Here is a 20,463-nt window from a genome sequence, read left to right on the forward strand (position 1 = left end):
ATATAAAGATATGAGCAGGACTGCACATTTTTACCTGCACTTACCTTGGTTTTTCAAAAAAATAAAAGGGAATTAATGAAAGGAAGTAACCGACACTTTAACTTCTTCCGTTACGCCTTGATTGCTTTTAATTAACCAAAATGCAAAGAAAGCACCAACCAATGCCATTGCTGCACCCACGTAAGCCGGAGAAGTATAATCAAAACCGTAAACCAATGGAAGTCCGCCGAAGAAAGCACCTAAAGCATTACCGATATTAAAACTCGCCTGACTTGCTGAGGCTGCCAGCATTTCGGAGCCTTTGGCACTCTGAATCATCAACATCTGGATAGGGGCAGCCAAAGAGAATGCGACCGCGCCGGTAATAAAAGTCATAATTAAAGCCAGCGGCTGACTTGCAGATACGAAGTGTACGATGGTTAGGGTAACTACCATGGTGAGCAATAATGCTGCAGATGCTTTTGCTGGTGAGAATTTATCTGCCAAACGTCCGCCGATGTAATTGCCGAACATCATGCCCATACCTGCCAACATTAAAATATAGGTTACAGCATTTGACGAAAAACCTGCAACTTCTGTCATTAGCGGGGCGATATAGCTATACCAGGTGAACAATCCGCCAGTTCCGATGGAGATCATAAAAATGATGATCCAGGCGTCACGTTTTTTGAAGAAACTTAATTCGGCTTTTAAATCACGGTTTTTTGTCGCTTCTAAAGCGGGCAGCCATAATTTTAAACTTAATAAGGTTACCAGACCCACAAATACCACCACAGCAAATGATATACGCCATGAGAAATTGTGACCAATAAAAGTGCCCAATGGTACGCCTACAATATTGGCAATGGTTAAACCCATAAACATTAATGACACAGCTTGTGCAGCTTTACCCTTTTCGGCGATTCTACTGGCTACTACCGAACCTACACCAAAAAATGCACCATGCGGTAAACCTGAAAGCAATCTGGCGATAAACAAAGTATTAAAAGTTGGGGCAAAAGCAGAGAAAGCATTGAAAACGGTAAACATGATCATTAAAGCGATCAATATCATTTTTGGTGGATATTTACCTGCAATCATAATCAACAAAGGAGCACCGATTACCACGCCCAATGCATAAGCTGAAATTAAATGACCGGCTTGTGGGATGGTTACTGCTAAATCTTTCGAGATATCAGGCAATAGGCCCATCATCACAAATTCTGTGATCCCGATGCCTAAACCGCCTAAAGTGAGTGGAAGTAAGTTCTTGTTCATAGCGCCCTTAGTGTTAAAATTACACTATGCAAAGGTAGGGCTTTTTGTTATAGGTGATTGTAAAAATTAGGACATTTATAGGAGGGGAGATGTTGGATGGAAGATGGGTGAGGGCAGCGATAAATTGTTAGATGCTTGTTTATTGTTGAATTGTTTGATGGTTGGATTGTTCAGGGCTGATGGCTAAATAATCATGTCTTTATTGCTTAGGTAATTTGCAATGAAAGTAATGAACCATCTGGTCTGCCATTTTGCAAAAACAAATGAACCAATTGCTAATGAACTTTTTGTACAAAAAAAAAGCTTGTCCCACCTCGTGAAACAAGCTTTTTTGGCTCGTGTAAAATTTACTACTTTGCTCTGCTGTAAGCTAAAATCTTGTTGATGGTTTCATCTTGAGGATTTGTAGCCAGTCTATCTAACTTACCTTTTATTTGATCATAAAATAAGTCGATTTCTGCGTCAGATTCAATATCAGTTTTAAGCTGAAACATGTTAGGTGTAGGTAAATTTACATTGTTTTTTGATGTAGAGGTTTTTGTCATAAGCAACTGAATGTGATAAGTTTTATAAACTTAACGATTGTTCAGATGCTTTATTTCAACCCCTAAAAAAAAATATGTAACATTTTTGCTACCCTTTATAGGTCATCTCCTTCGTCTTGAGCATTTTACGAAGATTGCTCAATGCATAACGCATACGGCCCAAGGCAGTATTGATGCTCACATCGGTTAAATCAGCAATCTCTTTAAAGCTTAAATCGGCATAATGACGCATTAGAAGCACTTCTTTCTGCTCATCAGGCAACAAATGAATCATTGCTTTTAAATCTTTATGGGTCTGGTCGCGGAGCATTCTGTCTTCCGCGCTCTCATCATAAAACTGTAGCATATTGAAGACATCCATTCCATCAGAACTGGTGATGATGGGAGTTCTTTTTTCTTTTCTGAAATAATCTATAACCAAATTATGCGCAATACGCATTACCCAAGGTAAAAACTTACCTTCTTCGTTATATCTTCCTGATCGCAGGGTATTAATTACTTTTATAAAAGCATCCTGAAAAATATCCTCCGCCAGATATTGGTCCTTAACCAATAAGTAGATAGAGGTATAAATTTTACTTTTATGTCTTCTTAAAAGTTCCTGCAATCCATTCTCGTTCCCGGTAATATATACCTTTACCAGGTCCTGATCGTTATATGATTGTAAATTCATAGGTTTACCTACACTAAATCCCTTACTATTTGCCAAAAATTAATTTGTAGATGTTTAATTTCTATAGCTCTTCTCCTATGTTTTTTGAATGTGTTAGTTTGGTTTTGAGGTTGTTAATATTCAAAGAAAGTTATTTTTTTATCAAAAAACAAAAAATAAAATGTTAAAAAATAAATTAACCGTCTCAGTACCCTATTTTTGTATGTTCTTAAAACCCTAACAACATTCTGGGGTTATACATTATATTCTTTACGATACATGAGCAAAAAAGAGGCCGAAAAAGATCCGCATAAAAATATTATCATAAAAGGTGCCCGCGTGCACAACCTAAAAAACATCGATGTTGCCATTCCAAAGAATAAGCTTGTGGTGGTTACGGGTATGTCTGGTTCAGGCAAATCTTCGCTTGCGTTTGATACTTTATATGCAGAGGGGCAACGCAGGTATGTAGAAAGTTTATCTTCTTATGCCCGCCAGTTTATGGGCAGGATGAATAAGCCTGATGTTGATTATATTAAAGGTATTGCCCCGGCAATTGCCATCGAACAAAAGGTAATTACTTCCAACCCACGCTCAACTGTTGGTACTTCTACCGAAATTTACGATTACCTGAAATTGCTTTTTTCGCGTATAGGGAAAACCATTTCGCCGATCTCGGGCAAAGAGGTAAAAAAGGATTCAGTAAGCACAGTGGTTGATTATGTAAATGCGATGCCTGAAGATACCACGGTAACGATTTTTTGTCCCCTGTACCCGCACAATAACCGTACAATTAAGGAAGAACTGGCCATTTTATTACAAAAAGGCTTTTTACGGGTATTGATTAACGATAAAATAGAAAAAATTGAATCTGTTCTGGATGATGCTGATTTTAAAGATGCAGAACTTACAGATGATAAAACCGTTCAGATCCTGATTGACCGTATTGTAACCAACCAGGAAGAAGAAACCTTAAGCCGCCTGGCCGATTCGGCACAGACCGCTTTTTTTGAAGGTAAAGGCGATTGTTATGTAGAGGCACAAGGTACTACGAAACATTTTAGCGACCGTTTTGAGCTGGATGGGATTAAATTTGAAGAACCTACACCAAACTTTTTCTCTTTCAATAATCCTTATGGTGCCTGTAAACGTTGTGAGGGTTACGGAAATGTAATTGGGATTGACGAAGATCTTGTGATTCCTGATAAGAGCAAAAGTGTTTACGATAATGCCATTGCACCGTGGCGAGGTGAAAAAATGAATGTATGGTTGCAGAATTTTATCAAAGCTGCTCCGAAATTCGAATTTCCGATCCACCGTCCATATAGCGCCCTAACAGAAAAGGAACAACAGTTACTATGGACAGGAAATAAATATTTTGCCGGACTAGATGCTTTTTTTAAAGAACTGGAAGAGCAAACCTATAAAATACAGTACCGTGTAATGTTATCGCGTTACCGTGGAAAAACCACCTGCCCGGATTGTAAAGGTTCGCGTTTGCGTAAAGATGCTTCTTATGTTAAAATAGCTGAAAAATCCATTATTGACGTAGTTTTAATGCCATTATCGAAAGCTTTGGTTTTCTTTAATGAGCTGAAATTAAATGCAAACGATACCAAAATTGCCAAACGTTTATTGGCCGAAATTGATAACCGTTTCCTTTATTTAAATAATGTGGGTTTGGGTTATCTTACGCTCAACCGTTTATCAAATACTTTATCTGGTGGAGAATCGCAAAGGATCAATTTGGCTACCTCTTTGGGAAGTAGCCTGGTAGGTTCCATTTACGTACTGGATGAACCAAGTATCGGTTTACACCCACGCGATACAAATAAATTGATCGAGGTATTGGTTTCGCTCCGTAATGTAGGCAATACGGTTATTGTGGTAGAGCATGAAGAAGAAATGATGCGTGCCGCCGATTATATTATTGATATCGGTCCGGAAGCAGGTACACATGGTGGAAACCTGGTTTTCAGTGGTAATTACGAAGAAATTTTAAAAGATAAAAATAGTTTAACTGGTCGTTACTTGTCTGGAGAGGAAAAAATTTCCATACCAGAGCAACGCCGTAAATGGAAAGACCATATCCTGATTAAAGGTGCCAGGGAAAATAACCTGCAGAATATCGATGTGAAATTCCCGCTTGGTGTTTTTACTGCGGTAAGTGGTGTTTCTGGTTCCGGAAAAACGAGTCTGGTTAAAAAAATCCTGTATCCTGCATTACAAAAAGCGATAGGAAACTATGCTGGTGAGCAAACAGGAGCTTACGATGGTATTTTTGGTAATTACGATCTGGTAAGTGCGGTAGAAATGGTCGATCAGAATCCTATCGGACGTTCGAGCCGTTCTAATCCGGTTACCTATGTAAAAGCCTGGGATGATATCCGTGCCTTGTTTTCAGGACTGGCATCGGCAAAAGCTGCGGGATTAAAACCAGCTGCTTTCTCTTTTAACGTAGAGGGTGGCCGCTGCGATGTTTGCCAGGGCGAGGGTGAAGTGAAAATTGAAATGCAGTTTATGGCCGATATTTACCTGCCATGCGAAGCCTGTAATGGTAAACGTTTTAAACAGCAGGTATTAGATGTTACCTATAAAGAGAAAAACGTATCCGAAATTCTGGATATGACCATTGAAGAGGCGGTAGAGTTTTTTAAGGATGAGCAAAAAATCCTCAACAAATTAAACCCTTTGGTTGATGTTGGTTTGGGCTACGTGCATTTAGGTCAATCTTCCAACACATTATCGGGTGGTGAGGCGCAGCGTATTAAACTGGCTTCTTTCCTGATTAAAGGTAACAATGCCAATAAAACGCTGTTTATTTTTGATGAACCTACTACAGGTTTGCACTTCCACGATATTAAAAAACTGTTAAAGGCGCTAAATACCTTAATCGAACAGGGAAATACGATTTTAGTGATTGAACACAATATGGACATGATCAAATGTGCTGATTGGGTAATCGATATCGGCCCGGAAGGTGGCGATGGTGGCGGTCAGATGGTGTTTGAAGGGATACCCGAAGACCTGGCTAAGGTAGAAAAATCGTACACCGGAAAATATTTAGCATCGCATTTAAATTTAAATCCATAATTTCGGCAATGCTTTTTCTAACGTTTTTCATCGGCATCGTTCTCAATGCCATGGGGTATATTCCCCCGGGCAACATCAATTTAACTGTTGCGCAGCTGGCCATTAATAAGGGCATGCGCCAGGTTTGGTATTTTATCCTATCGTTCTCTTGCGTAGAAGTCTTTTTCACTTTCGGGATGATGCGTTTCGCGAGGTGGGCCATGAGCGATATCAATCCAAACGAAGCGGTAAGCGAAGTGCGATTGAGCACACTGGTTGACTGCTTTATGATTGTGATGTTTTTGGTGATGGGTACCATTACCTGGAGAAACCGTAAAAAAGTACCTAAAACAAGTGGTAAAAAAGATGATAAACGCAGTGGAAGCGTTTTGTATGGATTAATTTTAGGGGTGTTAAACCCTGTTCAGATCCCATTCTGGTTGTTTTTTGGTAACTATGTGATTTTGCACCAATGGATTCAAACGGATTATCTTTCTCTAGTAATATTTAGTTTGGGCTCGGGTGTAGGTTCTTCTTTAGCACTTTATGTTTATGCCCATTTTGCAACTTATATCCAGGAGAAATTTGCACTGAGCAGTTTGATCATCAATAAATCAATAGCGATATTTTTATACGCACTGGCTGCATATATGGTGGTAAAACAGTTGATTATTATTTTGTAATCCAGCCGGTTTCTACACCAGCGCTGCCGATGAGTTGATAATTGCCAAAAGTACCTAAAAGGCTTACAGTTTGCCCATCGTTTAAAGTCGTTTTAATCGCTGCTAAACTATCGGGTTTATCATAAACTTTTTGCTGGAGTGTATTTATTTTAAGCTTTTTTATTGGCTCAGTTACGGGTACAAGTTTGTTGCTTTGAATAAAACCGATACTTCCATCCGGCAGCTCTGCCTTGTAATAACTTCCTGTTGCAGCATTTGCCTGTACAACTGTGCCCATACTTAGCGTTGCCAAAACAGTTGCTTCACTTTGTGGCGAAGAAAACATTTTAACGGCAGATGTGGTCCTTAATGTTTTATTTAACCTGGTACCTGGAGCCGTAACAGCACCTGGGTTTTTGGTTACGGGATCTATAAAAGGCAGTGGGTTAACCGCCCCATTAAAGGCATAAATACCGAAATGTAAGTGGGTAGGTGTATTGCGGGCATTGCCCGTGTTTCCCATAAGGCCCAAAGTATCTCCAATTTTTACTTTCTGTCCTTCAATGGCGATCTGTTTATCCAGATGGGCATAATACAAAGTGTAATTTTTACCTTTTGGGCGCATCCACATCACTTTTCCTCCCAGGTTATTTTCATTTACCCGCGTTACCATTCCTTCCGAAACCGCGAGAACGGGTGTTCTGAAATTGTCGAAAATGTCTACACCTTCATGTTTCCTCGCATTGTTATCCCTGCCATCTCCCCAATAACTTTTTATACTGCTGGTGTTTTTTGATTTTATAGGGAAAGCAAGAGATGGGCCGGTGGTAATTTCTAATTCGTAAGCCACATTTTGCAACAGTTCTGGCTGAAGCCTGATCAGGTAGGTGCCCGTTTCATCAACATCGAAAACAATTGGATTATTTAAAGTATCTGCTGAGGCAATAAGTTTTTGAGTTTGACCTGTGCTATACCATACATCGATATATATCAAGGCACCAACCGAAGGAGTTTTGTTCAGCTTTATATTCAATTTTTGCCCTTTGGTTAAATTGAATTTATAAGCAGTCGCCGGAACCTTGTCCGCAGCAAAATAACCGTTCTCTCTGTATGGAATATTAATGTTTAATGCTTTTTGCGTACTAATCGTAGCAGCATTTAGCCATGCTGAACCCATTGCTGTTTTATCCAGACCTGCATTCACTAACTTTTTTTGATATTGCTCATGTGGACTAGCAGCCTTAAACAGGTTAACAGATCCTGTTTTGCAGGAAAGTATACCCGTAGCAAATGCAATGGAAAAAAGCCATAGAATGGATCTCGAAGTTTTCATTATTTTAAACCCTTTTTAAGCGGTTAAATACTGCTGCCGTTACCAGTCCGCCTACAATGTACCAGGCCACCGTGAGTACCTTTGTTTTATCTGTTTTAGTAACCGGGGTATCATCTAATCCAACTTTTTCTGGGATGCTTATTGCACCCAAACCAGCGGTAAGGCCTGCAATTGCACCTTTCAAATAAATATTTTTTTTGTCCCCTAAACCGATGGCACTATAATATAAACCATTACTTATAATATCACCTGCGAGTGTAGCCAGATAGAGATTATTGCCATCAGGAGCTTCCAGGTTTAAACTGTTCATCGATTTCGACAGGGCCTGTTCGCCCAAAAGATCAATTCTGGGTGCATCAGGATCAAGCCGCTTAACACTTTCATGCAATATATTAAGGGCTGCAGCACCTGCAAAGCCAGCGAGTAACGATTTAAGTAGTTTCATAATAGAATAATCCCTTCAAGAGGTAAATTGTTTTACTGGGGTAGATATTCTGCCTTTTTCAGTATTGCACATTTGTTATAAAATTGATACATAGATAAGGTTCTGTTAACCTAATCATAACATTAAATTTATATTTAAGAAGCTTGATCACCCTAATATTGGACTTTGATATCAAACATATTTTATCCTTATGTCTAACAGACGATTTTTCCTGAAAAATAGTTTGGCTGCTGCGGTTGTGGCCAGTATTTCGCCCGTTCTATCCTCATTTGCCGATGAACAGCATCCTGTTTCTGCTAAATCTGGTAAAGCTGCCAAATTGCGTTTCGCCATTGCATCTGATGGTCATTACGGGCAACCTGGAACAGAATATAAACTTAACCATACGAATATCGTAAAGTGGTTAAACGAAGCACATGATAACAATCCGCTAAACTTTGTCATCATAAATGGCGATCTGGTTCATGATCGTCCTGATTTATTGCCCGAAGTGAAAAAGGATTATTACGACAAACTCAAAGTTCCTTTTTACGCCATTCCAGGCAACCACGATCACGCGGACACCAGGATTTGGAAATCGGTTTTTGGTTATGAGGATAATTTTTCTTTCGAAAAAAATGGGGTAGGTTTTGTTCTGGCCAATACTTCTGATACCAAAGGAACCTATTTATGTCCGAACAACGATTTTTTAAAGCAGGAACTTGACAAATTTAAAAATCTGAAAACTGTTTTTGTTGTGTTACATATTCCACCTCATTCTTGGGTTCCCGAGAGCCCCTTTGTTGAATGTCCGGATACAATTAAGCTCTTGCATAGTTATCCGAATGTAAAGGCGGTTTTTCATGGTCACGACCATAGCCTTGATGCTGTTTTTTATACCGATAAACTACCGCATTTTTTCGATGCACACATTGGCGGAAACTGGGGTACGGCTTATAAAGGTTACCGGATTGTAGAAGTGGATGAAAACGATAAAATCCAGACTTATCAGGTAAATGCAAGCGGCTCGCCGTTGTTAAACGAAACGAAATTTTAATGGTAGTTTAGAAATGAAAAAAATATACTTCTTAATATTCCTGTGTTTCCTTTTTATTCAAAAAGGATTTACACAGCTGCCTGGTAAAAACGAAGCCACCCAACAGATTTTATTACCAAATGGGTGGAAACTGAGTCCGGCGGGTCACTCCTTACAATTGGGCGATCTGCCTTTAAATATGCAGTTAAGCGCATCGGGCAAATACCTGGCCATTACCAATAACGGACAAAGTACCCAATCGCTTCAATTGCTTGATGCCAAAACCGAAAAAATCATCGATGAAAAAGTTTTGAGCAAATCGTGGTATGGTATTGCTTTTAGTAAAGATGAAAAACACCTTTATGCCTCAGGTGGTAACGATAACTGGATTTTGGATTTTAACATCCAGAACAACAAACTGGGCAAAAGCGATACCATTAAACTGGGGCCGATCTGGCCAAAAGGAAAAATCAGTCCGGCGGGGATTGTGGTCAATAAAAACAATAATAAATTATTTACCGTAACTAAAGAAGATAGTAGTTTATACATTATCAACCCTGTTGAAAAGAAAATCCTAAAAAAAATACAATTACCTGCAATTGCGTATAGTTGTGTTTTAGCCGCAGATGAAAGTAAACTGTATGTTTCCCTCTGGGGCGGAAAATCGGTTGCAGTGATCAATCTCGCTGCTGAAAACATTGAAAGGCTCATCCCTGTAGGCGATCATCCAAACGAACTTTTACTCAATAAAAAAGGGAATACTTTGTTTGTGGCCAATGCAAATGATAATACCGTTTCGGTAATTAATACACTAAACAATAAGGTGATTGAAACCATTGCCACTACGCTTTATGCCACGCAGTTAACGGGTTCTACCACCAATGGTTTGGCTTTGAGTGCCAATGAGAAAACCTTGTACATTGCCAATGCGGATAATAACTGTTTGGCTGTTTTTGATGTAAGCAAGCCCGGGGTAAGCCAGAGCCAGGGTTTTATTCCGGTAGGTTGGTACCCAACGAGTGTTAAGGTATTGGGTTCGAAAATTTTGGTTACCAATGGCAAAGGCAATACTTCTATGGCCAATCCACAGGGGCCACAACCAATTTCTAAGGTAGATAACAGTGGTTACCAGATGGGAAGTACGGCTAATAGCAGGTTGCAATATATAGCAGGATTGTTTAAAGGGACATTATCTTTTATAGATGCGCCAAAACCAGAGCAATTAAAAATATACACTAAACAGGTTTATGCCAATACACCTTTTACTGATAAACGTACGGTTACTGCTGATGGTGAAGCCGGAAACCCTATTCCGCGCAAACAAGGAGAAAAATCACCTATGAAACATGTTTTTTATATCATCAAAGAAAACAGAACTTACGACCAGGTACTTGGCGATATTTCAAAAGGGAACGGCGACTCTACTTTAACGCTATTTGGAAGAAAAATCACTCCTAACCAGCACGCTTTTGCCGAAAACTATGTGCTGCTCGATAATTTTTATGTGGATGCAGAAGTAAGTGCTGATGGGCACAATTGGAGTATGGCCGCTTATGCCACCGATGTAGTGGAAAAAACCTGGCCAACCAGTTATGGTGCACGCGGTGGCAGCACAACTTTCGAAGGGGGCCGGCCGGTTACCTATCCAAAAGGAGGTTTTATCTGGGATTACTGTCAGCGGGCAGGCGTAAGCTACCGCAGTTATGGTGAGTTTGGCGATTATGGTAAAGCGAATATCAAATTGCTGCAGGGCCATATGTGTGCGGCTTCACCGGGTTTCGATATGGACATTAAAGATCAGGTGAGGGTAGATGCCTGGCAGCACGATTTCGATTCGCTACTGGTGGCCGGTGTTGTGCCTCAGTTTAGCACTTTAAGAATTTCGAACGACCATACCAGCGGGCAAAAAAAAGGAAAATATTCGCCGCAGGCTGCGGTTGCTGATAACGATTTAGCCGTAGGCCGCATTTTGGAACATTTATCACATAGTAAAATCTGGAAAGAGTCGGTTGTGTTTATTCTGGAAGATGATGCACAAAATGGTCCTGACCATGTTGATGCACACCGTTCGCCAGCGTATGTGGTTGGTCCTTATGTAAAAAGGAATACCCCTGTTCATACCATGTATTCTACTTCAGGGTTTCTGAGAACGATGGAACTTATTTTGGGCCTGCCGCCCATGAGCCAGTATGATGCTGCTGCAATGCCTTTATACGAATGTTTTACCGCTACGCCCGATTTTACACCTTATTCTGTGTTGCAGCCTCTTATCGATTTGGATACGCGGAATGTAGCAGTGAACGAGAGCAGTAAACGTTCTGAACTGTTCAACTTTGTTAAAGAAGATGCAGCTCCGGATTTAGATCTGAATGAGGTAGTCTGGAAGTCGGTTAAAGGCGAACAATCGGTAATGCCTGCGCCTAAGCGAAGCGCATTCGTAATTTTAGAAAAAAAGAAAAAGGATGATGATGATTAATTGTCAATCATTTCCCACACTAACTATAAACAACAAAGAGGCAATTTTCGGTTAGAAAATTGCCTCTTTGTTTATCATTATTAATCGGGCGGTATATTGCCGTTTTTTAGAAAAGCAATTCCTGTGCTTATTTTTATGTTAGTCCTGCTTTTTGCTTGTAGTCCCGATTAGAAAAAAATCGGGAGCTACCGCTGCATCCGATAGCTATCGGATCAGGTTTAAAATGGGTAATATCTTGCTACTATTCAGGGCTGATCAGCATGATGCAGAGATATCGTATTTCAACATCCTGCAGCCCCGGATAGCATTACTTGCCGTGCCACCTAAACCTGATGGCAGCGGTCCCGATTTCATCGGAATTAAGCGAACAGCAGGACAGGATGAACAGAAATGCTACTGTATCTGATTTCCAGAAAATGAAAATGATTCTCCTGATTTTTACGCAGTAATAACGATTTTACTTACAATTTCCAGTCTGGTCTTTCGAAATGGCAGGTATAACCGTAAGGGTTTTTCTGTAAATAATCCTGGTGTTCTTCTTCGGCGTTCCAGAAATCAGTTTCAGGAACTACCTCTGTAACAATTTTTCCGGGCCATTTGCCTGATTCATCTAACTCTGTAATTAATGAGTTTGCCGTTTCTTTTTGTTCTTCGCTATTGTAAAAAATGGCAGAACGGTAAGAGGTGCCGATATCATTTCCCTGTCTGTTGCGGGTGCTTGGATCGTGGATCTGGAAAAAATATTCAAGTAATTTACGGTATGATAAAATAGTGGGGTCAAAAACAACTTCTATGCCTTCAGCATGTGTACCATGGTTCCGGTAGGTTGCATGAGGTACATCACCACCAGTATATCCCACAACAGTAGAGATTACTCCAGGGTAATGACGGAGCAACTCTTCTACTCCCCAAAAACAACCGCCTGCAAGAATGGCTTTTTCAGTATTCATATATCTTTCCTTTTTTTGATTAATAAAGATACGGCGAAGATGTGTAAAAGGAAAGTAAAGAAGGATGCTGTTTAGTTGTATAAGTTAAGCAAAATAAATACATAGCTGATATTTGGATCGCAAGGCCTGTGCTAAACAAGAATTTTCTTCCCGTTTTTCGCTTTACGCTTTCCCGAAAGTTCGGGATACCTCGTTGCTGTCCCGAAACTTCGGGATAACGCTTCAACCGGGGCTAGGTGGCCACAGCAGCATTACATTTGTAGGGTTGTAAGGTGCACAAACTTTTGTCCTTAAAATCCGATAAGAGCGAACACCGATCCTTTATTTGAATTAGCGAATGGCGGTACTAATAACGGCCAAGAACCACAGGTCGCTCATTTCATAATTTTAACAAATGTTCTATTTCGATCGGTGAGACACCGACCGATAGATTGAATTTAGATATTCCCTGAGTTATGGCGTCATTGTGAAATTGTTTTATTGTTGGGATGATCGCCACACGCATGGCGCTAGCCGCCAAACTCAAATTTTCCCAACGGATTATTTTCGGAATAAATGGCTGCCATTCGGTTACTAATATTTGCGATTTCTGCTGTAGAAAATTTTAACGCTTTAGCATAACAAGGAATTTCGGTCCTACAGTTTTTTAAGGATTCATTTACCTGTCTTGTTTTTGATTTCAACATATTTTGTAATGCCGTATCGGGTGCAAGCATTTTACGCAACTCGGGCAGCTGCTGAAATAGGGTAAGCAGGTAATAATTTTTGTATTGTACCTCATTTCTGGTCTTGATTAACTGGTAAGACTGACAAGGTAAATTCTGTGCAGATATGCCTTTACAACACAGGCAGAGTAAAAGGCAATAATAAAGGGGTTTCATTGAAAAATTTTAGCAGCAAATTTTAAGTTCAACCGTTAAAGAAACATTAACAGGTTGTTATGTTTTAAAAGTTATTAAATCGATTTAGCTTATATATAAAATTGGTTAATGTTAATTTAAAGTATCTGCAATTATTAGTATATAGAGTTAACATTATGGATACATAGTGTTAAAAGTACACTTATACTTTTGTCGCCGTAGAGCGCTCCATAAATTAACCTGTTAACCTTAAAAAAGGATAAGCCTATGTAAATGTGAAATCTACGTTTCTACTTAAAAAAACAAATCCCAATTATATTTCAAAACCATTACTAAGAACAAAAAGATGACATCATTTTTTTTAGCCACAGGTATAAAAAATACCTGCAGGAAATTGCTTTTGCCTTTAGGGTTACTGGTCATCTGTAATTCAGAAGCAATAGCAATAAACCACGGTGTGTTTACTCCGGGGTCGCACCATAAAGCATTTGCTTCGGTAAGTGGAACGGTTACCGACCAAAATAACCAACCTTTACCGGGTGTAAGTGTATTTGACAAAAAGACCAAAAAAACAACGGTTACCGATATAAATGGTAAATATTCGATCAGTGTTGATGAAGGCACTGTTCTGGTATTTTCGTACATCGGTTACGATAACCAGGAAGTGGTGGTTAATGGCCGCCAAAATATCAATATCATTTTAAAAGAAAGCAGCAATACTTTAAATGAGGTGGTGGCTATTGGTTACCAGAAAATCAGGAAATCTGATGTAACGGGTGCCATCAGCAGCGTTAAGGCCAGTGAAATGAATTTAAGCTCGCCAACGGTTGGCCAGGCTTTGGTTGGTAAGGTTGCGGGTGTGCAGGTTTCGCAAACTACAGGTGCGCCTTATGCAAGTACAAAAATACGTGTTAGGGGTGTAGGCTCGATTAATGCCAGTTCCGACCCTCTTTATGTAATTGATGGCTATCCTTCAGGAAACAACGTCTTTATCAATCCTGAGGACATAGAAACCATCGACATTTTAAAAGATGCGGCTTCAGCGGCCATTTATGGGTCAAGGGCATCGGGTGGTGTGGTAATGATTACTACCAAAAAAGGTAAAGACGGAAAAGGACGTTTTGAATATGATGTTCAGGCGGGTATGACACAACTGGCCAAAAAAGTAAAATTATTAGATGCGGGACAGTTTATTCAGTTGATGATTGACGGACGTAATAATGCTTATAAAGATTTAGTGGTTAACGGCGGCAAAATAACCTGGAACGACTCCATGTTTTCGGATAATAATGCTACCCGTACAAAAAATGTAGGTAATGGTTCATCGGTAAGTATTCCGACCGATATTTACAATTTTGCCACACAAACAGCTATTGCTCCTGCAAATAATACCGATTGGCAGGATGTACTGTACAGAAATGCATTTTTTCAACGCCACAACCTTTCATTCTCTGGCGGAAATAAAGATATTAAATACTTTGTAAGCGGCGGGTATCAGGATCAGGACGGTATTGTAACCAATACAGCCATGAGATCTTTAAACTTCCGTACAAATATTGAAGGACAGGTGAGCAAACGTTTAAAAGTGGGTGCAAATATTGCTTTAACGCAAACCAATAATAAAGAAGTTGGCGAAGGCCGTTTCAGTCCGATGATGTCGGCACTGCTTTATTTGCCTTATCTCCCTGCTTATGATGCCAATGGCAATCCGGCTAAATATGGCATGTCTGCATTGGCTAACGAGTTTGGTTACCAGGGATTGGAAAATCCATTGGCTACCGTAACCGAAATGAAAATTAACCGTTTGGGTAACCGCAACAACTACAATGCTTATGCTACCTATGATATTTTAGATGGTTTAACATTTAAGGCTAATCTGGGGGCGCAAAACTATAGTGAAAAATACGATTATTACCGTCCTGGTAGTTTAAGTAACGGTGGTGGTAACGCGCCATATTCGGCTTCATCATTGGCTGCGGCAAATGCAGTGGCACAGAACTATACAACAGTTGATAAGCTTGCCGAATTTACCTTAAATTATAATAAAAAAATTGGCAAACACAGCCTGGATGTATTGGGTGGATATTCTGCACAGCAAACCAATACCGATCTGGTAAGGGTAACAGCAACCGGATTTACCAGCGACAGGATTGGTGAAATATCTGATAAAGGCGCATTAAATACCGATTTTGTATTAAACTCAGCAGTTAAAACAGTTACTACGCTTCTTTCTTATTTTGGCCGTTTAAGCTATAATTACGATGGAAAATATTTCTTAACCGGATCGTTCCGAACCGATGGATCGTCGAGGTTTGGCCCTAAAAACAAATGGGGCGTTTTCCCATCCGTTGCTGCAGGCTGGAATTTATCGCAGGAAGACTGGTATAACGAATTTTTAGGAAAAGGTTCTGCTGTTAAATTAAGGGCAAGCTGGGGACTAAGCGGAAATAACAACATTGGCGATTACAACCATACCCAAACCATGAGCACACCTGGTGGAACTATTTTTGGTCCGGGCAACTCTATCTCCACTGCAGTTTGGGCAGGTAACATCAAAGACCAGAGCCTGGGATGGGAATCTACTTCACAATATAATCTTGGTACTGATTTAAGTTTCTTTAACGGACGTTTATCGGTAATTGCCAATTATTACTACAGTTTATCGTACAATTTATTGTTTAATCAGCCAATTTCGGCCATTTCAGGTACTTCTACCATCTTAACTAACTTAAAAAACAGTAAAGTAAGAAATACAGGTTTCGATTTACAATTGGATGGCCGCATTATCAACACTAATGATTTCACTTTAGGCTTGAGCGGTAACATTGCCTTAAACAAAAATAAAGTACTCGATCTGGGTGGTAACAGTACCATTTACAGTTTTGGTGCAGAAAGGCAGTACATTACGCACGTTACTCAGGAAGGACAGCCTATCGGTATGTTTTACGGGTTTAAAGTTTTGGGCAGGGTAACACCAGAGCTGGTGGGTAAAGTAGCCCCTTCGGCAGCACAATCGAACAGTCAGAAAGTGGGTGATCTTTATTTCGAAGATACCAATGGTGATGGAATTGTAAACGATGCAGACAAAAAAATCATCGGAAGCCCGTATCCTGATTTTACCTATGGTTTCGCAGTAAATGCAAGTTATAAGGCTTTCGATATCAGGGCTTCTTTTAACGGATCATATGGAAATCAGGTATTAGACGGACAAGATTACTACCTGTACAATTTTGAGGGATCGGGTAACCAGTACGTAGAAGTAGCCGACCGATATAGAAACGAGGCCAACCCGGGTAGTGGTTTAAATTACCGTGCATCTCGAGCAGGTACACAAAGCAACAGTACACGTTTATCGTCATTCTATCTTCAGGATGGTTCTTATTTAAGGTGTACCAATATCACTTTGGGCTATAACTTCCCTAAAACCTTAGCTAAGCACCTGCATGTAGAAAATATCAGGGTTTTTGGTAGCGTAGACAATGCATTTACGATTACCGATTATAAAGGATATAACCCGGAGGTTGATTACAACGGTGGTGCAAACTTAACCCCTGGTGTTGATTATGGCAATTATCCATTGGCCAGAGCGTACAATTTAGGTGTTAAATTAACTTTTTAATCCACCTTAAATCATCATTAAAATATATCAAAATGAGAAAAAATATATTCATAGTTTTTGTAGGCCTGATTTCACTGTCGGCCTGTAAAAAAGATTTTCTTGATCAAAAAAGTCCCAATGCAGTAACTGTTGATCAGTTTTTTGCTTCACCTAACGATGTACAGCTTGCCGTTAACGGTATTTACCAATCGCTAAGGAGTGGGAGTAATATTGGCGAAGGCAGTGGCCTGTATACCGATCAGCGTTCGGATGATACAGGTACCAACGATAACCAGTCGAATGCCGGAGAGCCTTTCCAGTTTGGGAATTTTAGCATTCTGCCGAGTAACAGTTATTTAAAAGGCCATTGGGGAAGTTTGTACCAAACCATTAGCAGGTGTAATGTAGTTACTTCTAATATTGATAAAGTAAGTTTCCCAAGCCAGGATGTAAAAGGGCAATATTTGGCCGAAGCCAAATTTATCAGGGCTTTAATGTACTTTCATTTGGTTAGGAAATGGGGCGATGTGCCTTTGGTAACCAAACAGTTAACCAGTAGCGAAGAAGTATTGGCTAATACGTCACGCCAACCGCAGGCAACAGTCTATGCCCAGATTGTTGCTGATTTGAAAGATGCCTTAAGCAGCACATTGCCTAACCTTCAAACAGGAGCGGGTTTGGGCCGGGTATCAAAAGCTGCTATAAACGGCTTATTAGGACAGGTGTATTTAACCATGGCCACTACTTTCGAAAATGGAAAAGCAGATAACCTTGGCAATGCGAATACGTATTTAATGGCAGCTTACAACATGAAAAATTTTGGTACATTGGCGAGCATACCTTATGCCGATGTGTTCGATGTGGCAAAGAAAAGCAGCAATCCGGAAGTTATATTTGAAATTGTAAACTATCAGGGCAATATAAACTATGCATCGAGCATTGCGGCTGATAACCAACCTTTTGGCGAAACCATTAACTCAAAAAAAGCACCTACTGGCGTTGTAGGCAATGTAACGCCCGATTTGGTACTGGATTATGAAACCGGCGACCCAAGAAAAGATTTTTCCATTAAATATGCAGCCGATAACAGGGTGTTGGACTGGTTTGTAACCAAATACCGCGATGCAAGTGATGCTGCCGGAGTTAATGGTTATGGTGGCAATAACTGCCCGCTGATGCGTTATGCCGATATTATTTTAATGCTTGCTGAAGTAAATATGCTGCAGGGCAATGATGGGGTGGCGATTCAGTATTTAGATATGGTGAGGGCGAGGGCCGGTGTACCTTTGTATGCTGTTGCACGTACAGATGCCAATTACAATACAAAATACCCAACACTTAAACTGGCTATTTTGCACGAACGTAGGGTAGAACTTGCCTTTGAGCACCAAAGATGGTTCGATTTGTTGCGTTTTTTTACTACCGATGAGCTTGTAGCCTATTTCCGCACTAAATCTCAATCTAATTTTGGTAACGCAAAGTTGAGCAATTTTACCACTAAAGACAGGTATTTTCCAATTCCTTTTGATGAAGTAAAATTAGATCCGGTTAAAATGTACCAGAATCCGGGGTATTAATAATTTAAAGAAGCCAGTTTTTCAAAACCTGGCTTCTTTTTTATAAAAGTAATTTTCAATTGGCAGTTTGCGATTAACAATTAACCAGTTTCAACAATTAACCCAAATTCATTAAATAATATTCCGGGTAATTTTCCCTTTGATAATGTAAAGCGATTCTATGTTTTTCTTGCTGATCACCGTATCGCCGGTAAAATTAGGGTTTGATGAACGCAGGATTAGTTTGGAATGATCAGGATGCTGAAAAATCAGTTTTATGGTGCGCAAACTATTGCTTTCCTCATCTGTCATAACCACATAAGCTTCACCCCATTGCAGGATTTCTAAATTGATAATTTCTTTAATGGCAATAATTTCACCCGCTGCATATTTCGGGTACATACTGTCGCCATAAACAGGTAAATAGGCCGTACAATCGTTAAAAGGAAGGTAATTTACCAGGTACTCTGCCCGATCTTCCTGTACAATCAGATCTTTAGCATCCGATAAACTCATATCGAAATATGGAACCCCCTCCTTGCTTTCGCTAACGCCCGGTTTCTTTTTAAAGAACGGCTCACCCGTTCCGTTTTCAAACCATATTAAATTTACGTCGAATTTAAGTTCCAGTTTATCTTTAATGGCATTGGATACTTTGATTCTTTCTCTTAAAATATCCGACAAAGAGCCCTGTTTGATATTCAACGCCACCGCAAAATCTTTTTGGGATTTAAATCCCAATAAATCCATTAGTTTTTTTAAGCGTTGATTTTCGTTCATAAAATAAAATGTTAGTAAGTTATATGTAAAATATTTAGTTTAACTTAATTTTTTTTGCTAAATTCGTTAGCTAATATAATCATTTAAAAATATAAGCAATGGAAGGAGTATATCATTTTAAAAAAGAAACCGTGAGTTTCATTAATGCCATTGAAAGCTTTTTTACTTTGGGTAGTATCAACAGCAATTTACAGTTTTTAAAAAACTGGTTAAATCCACCACAGAACGAATATGATTATTCGCCTCAGAAGCATCCGGCACAGCTGTTACGTTTTTACGAAAAACTATTGCCGCTTTTCGAATATTCTGACCTGATTTTTAACCATAGCGAAGCAGATACTGATTTTGTAAAGGCCATTACTGCCGATGAAAGCAGTTTGGAACGGGAATCGGTTCTACTTGATTATAGTCCGAAATTGTTGAGCAAAGGGGAGATGCAAAATCCTAAACTGATTTTTCTGGAGATGTTTTTATTCTTTCAATCACATAGTTATAAAATTGCCTATAAAGAATGGTTGCTTGCAGGTTTAGAAAATACACTCGATCAGGAATGGGATGCCTATATTTATGAGGTATACGGCAATACAAAGAAAATGCTGGAAGCCTGTTGGTTAATCCATGAAAGGATCATTACTAAAAACAGTTTTAAAAGTATTGACCGGTATTATCATTTAGCGGTGTTTGAAAGTACATCACCTCTGGCTTTTGATCATGATCTTTTCCAAAATCCATTTGCAGTAATTGAGCATTTTTTTACCTTGGATAATCTTGCCGGGCACAAAACTTATCTTAAAAACTGGTATAAAATCGCCCTGGCAAAAGAAAGCCATGTAAATAATGGTTCGAATTACTTTTTCTTTTATAACCAGTTTACGCAATTGCTTAATGCGGGTTATATTATTGCAGCAAAAAAACTGATCTATAAAAAATATATCGTCGAAACGTCTGATTATGCTGCTGTTCAAGCCTATGAAACCCAAATATGCGAGGTGAATACTTTGCCACCACATCATGTTAAAAATCCTTATTTGTTTATCGAAGGGTTTTTTGTGCCCGAAAAAATTAAACAATTACGTTTGGGCCTTTTAGAGTGGCTGTACGCTGCCTTTAGCGCCAAAACCAGCATCAAATTAATGGATAAGGAATACCTTTTTGAACAATATGAAAATATGCAGATGATTATGGAAGCATTTTTTCTGGTTGTTAATGATTCTCATTTGGAGGAGGAAGAGGAGAACTGGATTGTTTACACAGAGTAGCCA

15 protein-coding genes are annotated in these 20,463 nt (G+C 39.5%); 7 read left to right on the forward strand and 8 right to left on the reverse strand.

What is annotated here, in order from left to right; genetic code table 11:
- Window positions 1-72: 72 nt before the first annotated feature.
- From U859_RS0105800 to U859_RS0105810, 3 genes are all read right to left on the reverse strand, one after another.
- Window positions 73-1,257 (reverse strand): MFS transporter, encoded by a 1,185-nt coding sequence (locus U859_RS0105800; RefSeq protein WP_025142481.1) that lies wholly within the window; start codon window positions 1,255-1,257, stop codon window positions 73-75.
- A 350-nt stretch (window positions 1,258-1,607) separates the two neighbouring features.
- Complete coding sequence (locus U859_RS0105805) at window positions 1,608-1,802, reverse strand: hypothetical protein (RefSeq protein WP_025142482.1); 195 nt, start codon at window positions 1,800-1,802, stop codon at window positions 1,608-1,610.
- A gap of 88 nt (window positions 1,803-1,890) precedes the next feature.
- Window positions 1,891-2,475, reverse strand: coding sequence for an RNA polymerase sigma factor (locus U859_RS0105810; protein WP_025142483.1), 585 nt, complete (start codon window positions 2,473-2,475; stop codon window positions 1,891-1,893).
- Between the two features lie 258 nt (window positions 2,476-2,733).
- On the opposite strand from U859_RS0105810, the gene uvrA reads away from it, so the two are divergent.
- On the forward strand, window positions 2,734-5,547 hold the full coding sequence (uvrA, locus tag U859_RS0105815; RefSeq protein WP_025142484.1) for an excinuclease ABC subunit UvrA: 2,814 nt from the start codon (window positions 2,734-2,736) through the stop codon (window positions 5,545-5,547).
- A gap of 8 nt (window positions 5,548-5,555) precedes the next feature.
- Window positions 5,556-6,209 carry a LysE family transporter gene (locus U859_RS0105820; protein ID WP_025142485.1) on the forward strand — a complete coding sequence of 218 codons (654 nt, stop codon included), beginning with the start codon at window positions 5,556-5,558 and terminating at the stop codon, window positions 6,207-6,209.
- On the opposite strand, the gene U859_RS0105825 is transcribed toward U859_RS0105820, so the two are convergent.
- A complete protein-coding gene (locus tag U859_RS0105825; protein WP_025142486.1) occupies window positions 6,199-7,521 on the reverse strand; it encodes a peptidoglycan DD-metalloendopeptidase family protein in 1,323 nt (440 codons plus the stop codon). The genes U859_RS0105820 and U859_RS0105825 overlap by 11 nt on opposite strands.
- 4 nt (window positions 7,522-7,525) lie before the next feature.
- A complete protein-coding gene (locus tag U859_RS0105830; protein WP_025142487.1) occupies window positions 7,526-7,966 on the reverse strand; it encodes a hypothetical protein in 441 nt (146 codons plus the stop codon).
- Between the two features lie 190 nt (window positions 7,967-8,156).
- Between U859_RS0105830 and U859_RS0105835 the strand changes: the two genes are divergently transcribed.
- Together U859_RS0105835 and U859_RS0105840 are read left to right on the forward strand one after the other, a co-directional pair.
- Window positions 8,157-9,002 (forward strand): metallophosphoesterase family protein, encoded by an 846-nt coding sequence (locus U859_RS0105835; protein WP_025142488.1) that lies wholly within the window; start codon window positions 8,157-8,159, stop codon window positions 9,000-9,002.
- Between the two features lie 13 nt (window positions 9,003-9,015).
- The gene (locus U859_RS0105840) at window positions 9,016-11,457 is read left to right on the forward strand and encodes a bifunctional YncE family protein/alkaline phosphatase family protein (RefSeq protein ID WP_025142489.1); all 2,442 of its coding nucleotides are present in this window, start codon (window positions 9,016-9,018) and stop codon (window positions 11,455-11,457) included.
- A gap of 461 nt (window positions 11,458-11,918) precedes the next feature.
- Here U859_RS0105840 and msrA read toward each other — a convergent pair whose 3' ends face one another.
- Both msrA and U859_RS0105855 read right to left on the reverse strand, forming a co-directional pair.
- Window positions 11,919-12,407 (reverse strand): peptide-methionine (S)-S-oxide reductase MsrA, encoded by a 489-nt coding sequence (gene msrA / locus U859_RS0105850; protein WP_025142491.1) that lies wholly within the window; start codon window positions 12,405-12,407, stop codon window positions 11,919-11,921.
- Between the two features lie 509 nt (window positions 12,408-12,916).
- Complete coding sequence (locus tag U859_RS0105855; RefSeq protein ID WP_025142492.1) at window positions 12,917-13,288, reverse strand: hypothetical protein; 372 nt, start codon at window positions 13,286-13,288, stop codon at window positions 12,917-12,919.
- Between the two features lie 325 nt (window positions 13,289-13,613).
- Here U859_RS0105855 and U859_RS0105860 point away from each other — a divergent pair, with 325 nt between their 5' ends.
- Both U859_RS0105860 and U859_RS0105865 read left to right on the forward strand, forming a co-directional pair.
- Window positions 13,614-16,886: a SusC/RagA family TonB-linked outer membrane protein gene (locus tag U859_RS0105860; RefSeq protein WP_025142493.1), complete on the forward strand. Its 3,273-nt coding sequence runs from the start codon at window positions 13,614-13,616 to the stop codon at window positions 16,884-16,886.
- A 32-nt stretch (window positions 16,887-16,918) separates the two neighbouring features.
- Complete coding sequence (locus U859_RS0105865) at window positions 16,919-18,442, forward strand: RagB/SusD family nutrient uptake outer membrane protein (RefSeq protein ID WP_025142494.1); 1,524 nt, start codon at window positions 16,919-16,921, stop codon at window positions 18,440-18,442.
- Between the two features lie 111 nt (window positions 18,443-18,553).
- On the opposite strand, the gene U859_RS0105870 is transcribed toward U859_RS0105865, so the two are convergent.
- On the reverse strand, window positions 18,554-19,201 hold the full coding sequence (locus U859_RS0105870) for a helix-turn-helix transcriptional regulator (RefSeq protein ID WP_025142495.1): 648 nt from the start codon (window positions 19,199-19,201) through the stop codon (window positions 18,554-18,556).
- 98 nt (window positions 19,202-19,299) lie between these two features.
- Here U859_RS0105870 and U859_RS0105880 point away from each other — a divergent pair, with 98 nt between their 5' ends.
- A complete protein-coding gene (locus tag U859_RS0105880) occupies window positions 19,300-20,460 on the forward strand; it encodes a hypothetical protein (RefSeq protein ID WP_025142496.1) in 1,161 nt (386 codons plus the stop codon).
- Window positions 20,461-20,463: the final 3 nt, after the last annotated feature.

It is taken from the genome of Pedobacter jeongneungensis (genome assembly GCF_000633455.1).
In the GTDB taxonomy this organism is placed as follows: domain Bacteria; phylum Bacteroidota; class Bacteroidia; order Sphingobacteriales; family Sphingobacteriaceae; genus Pedobacter; species Pedobacter jeongneungensis_A.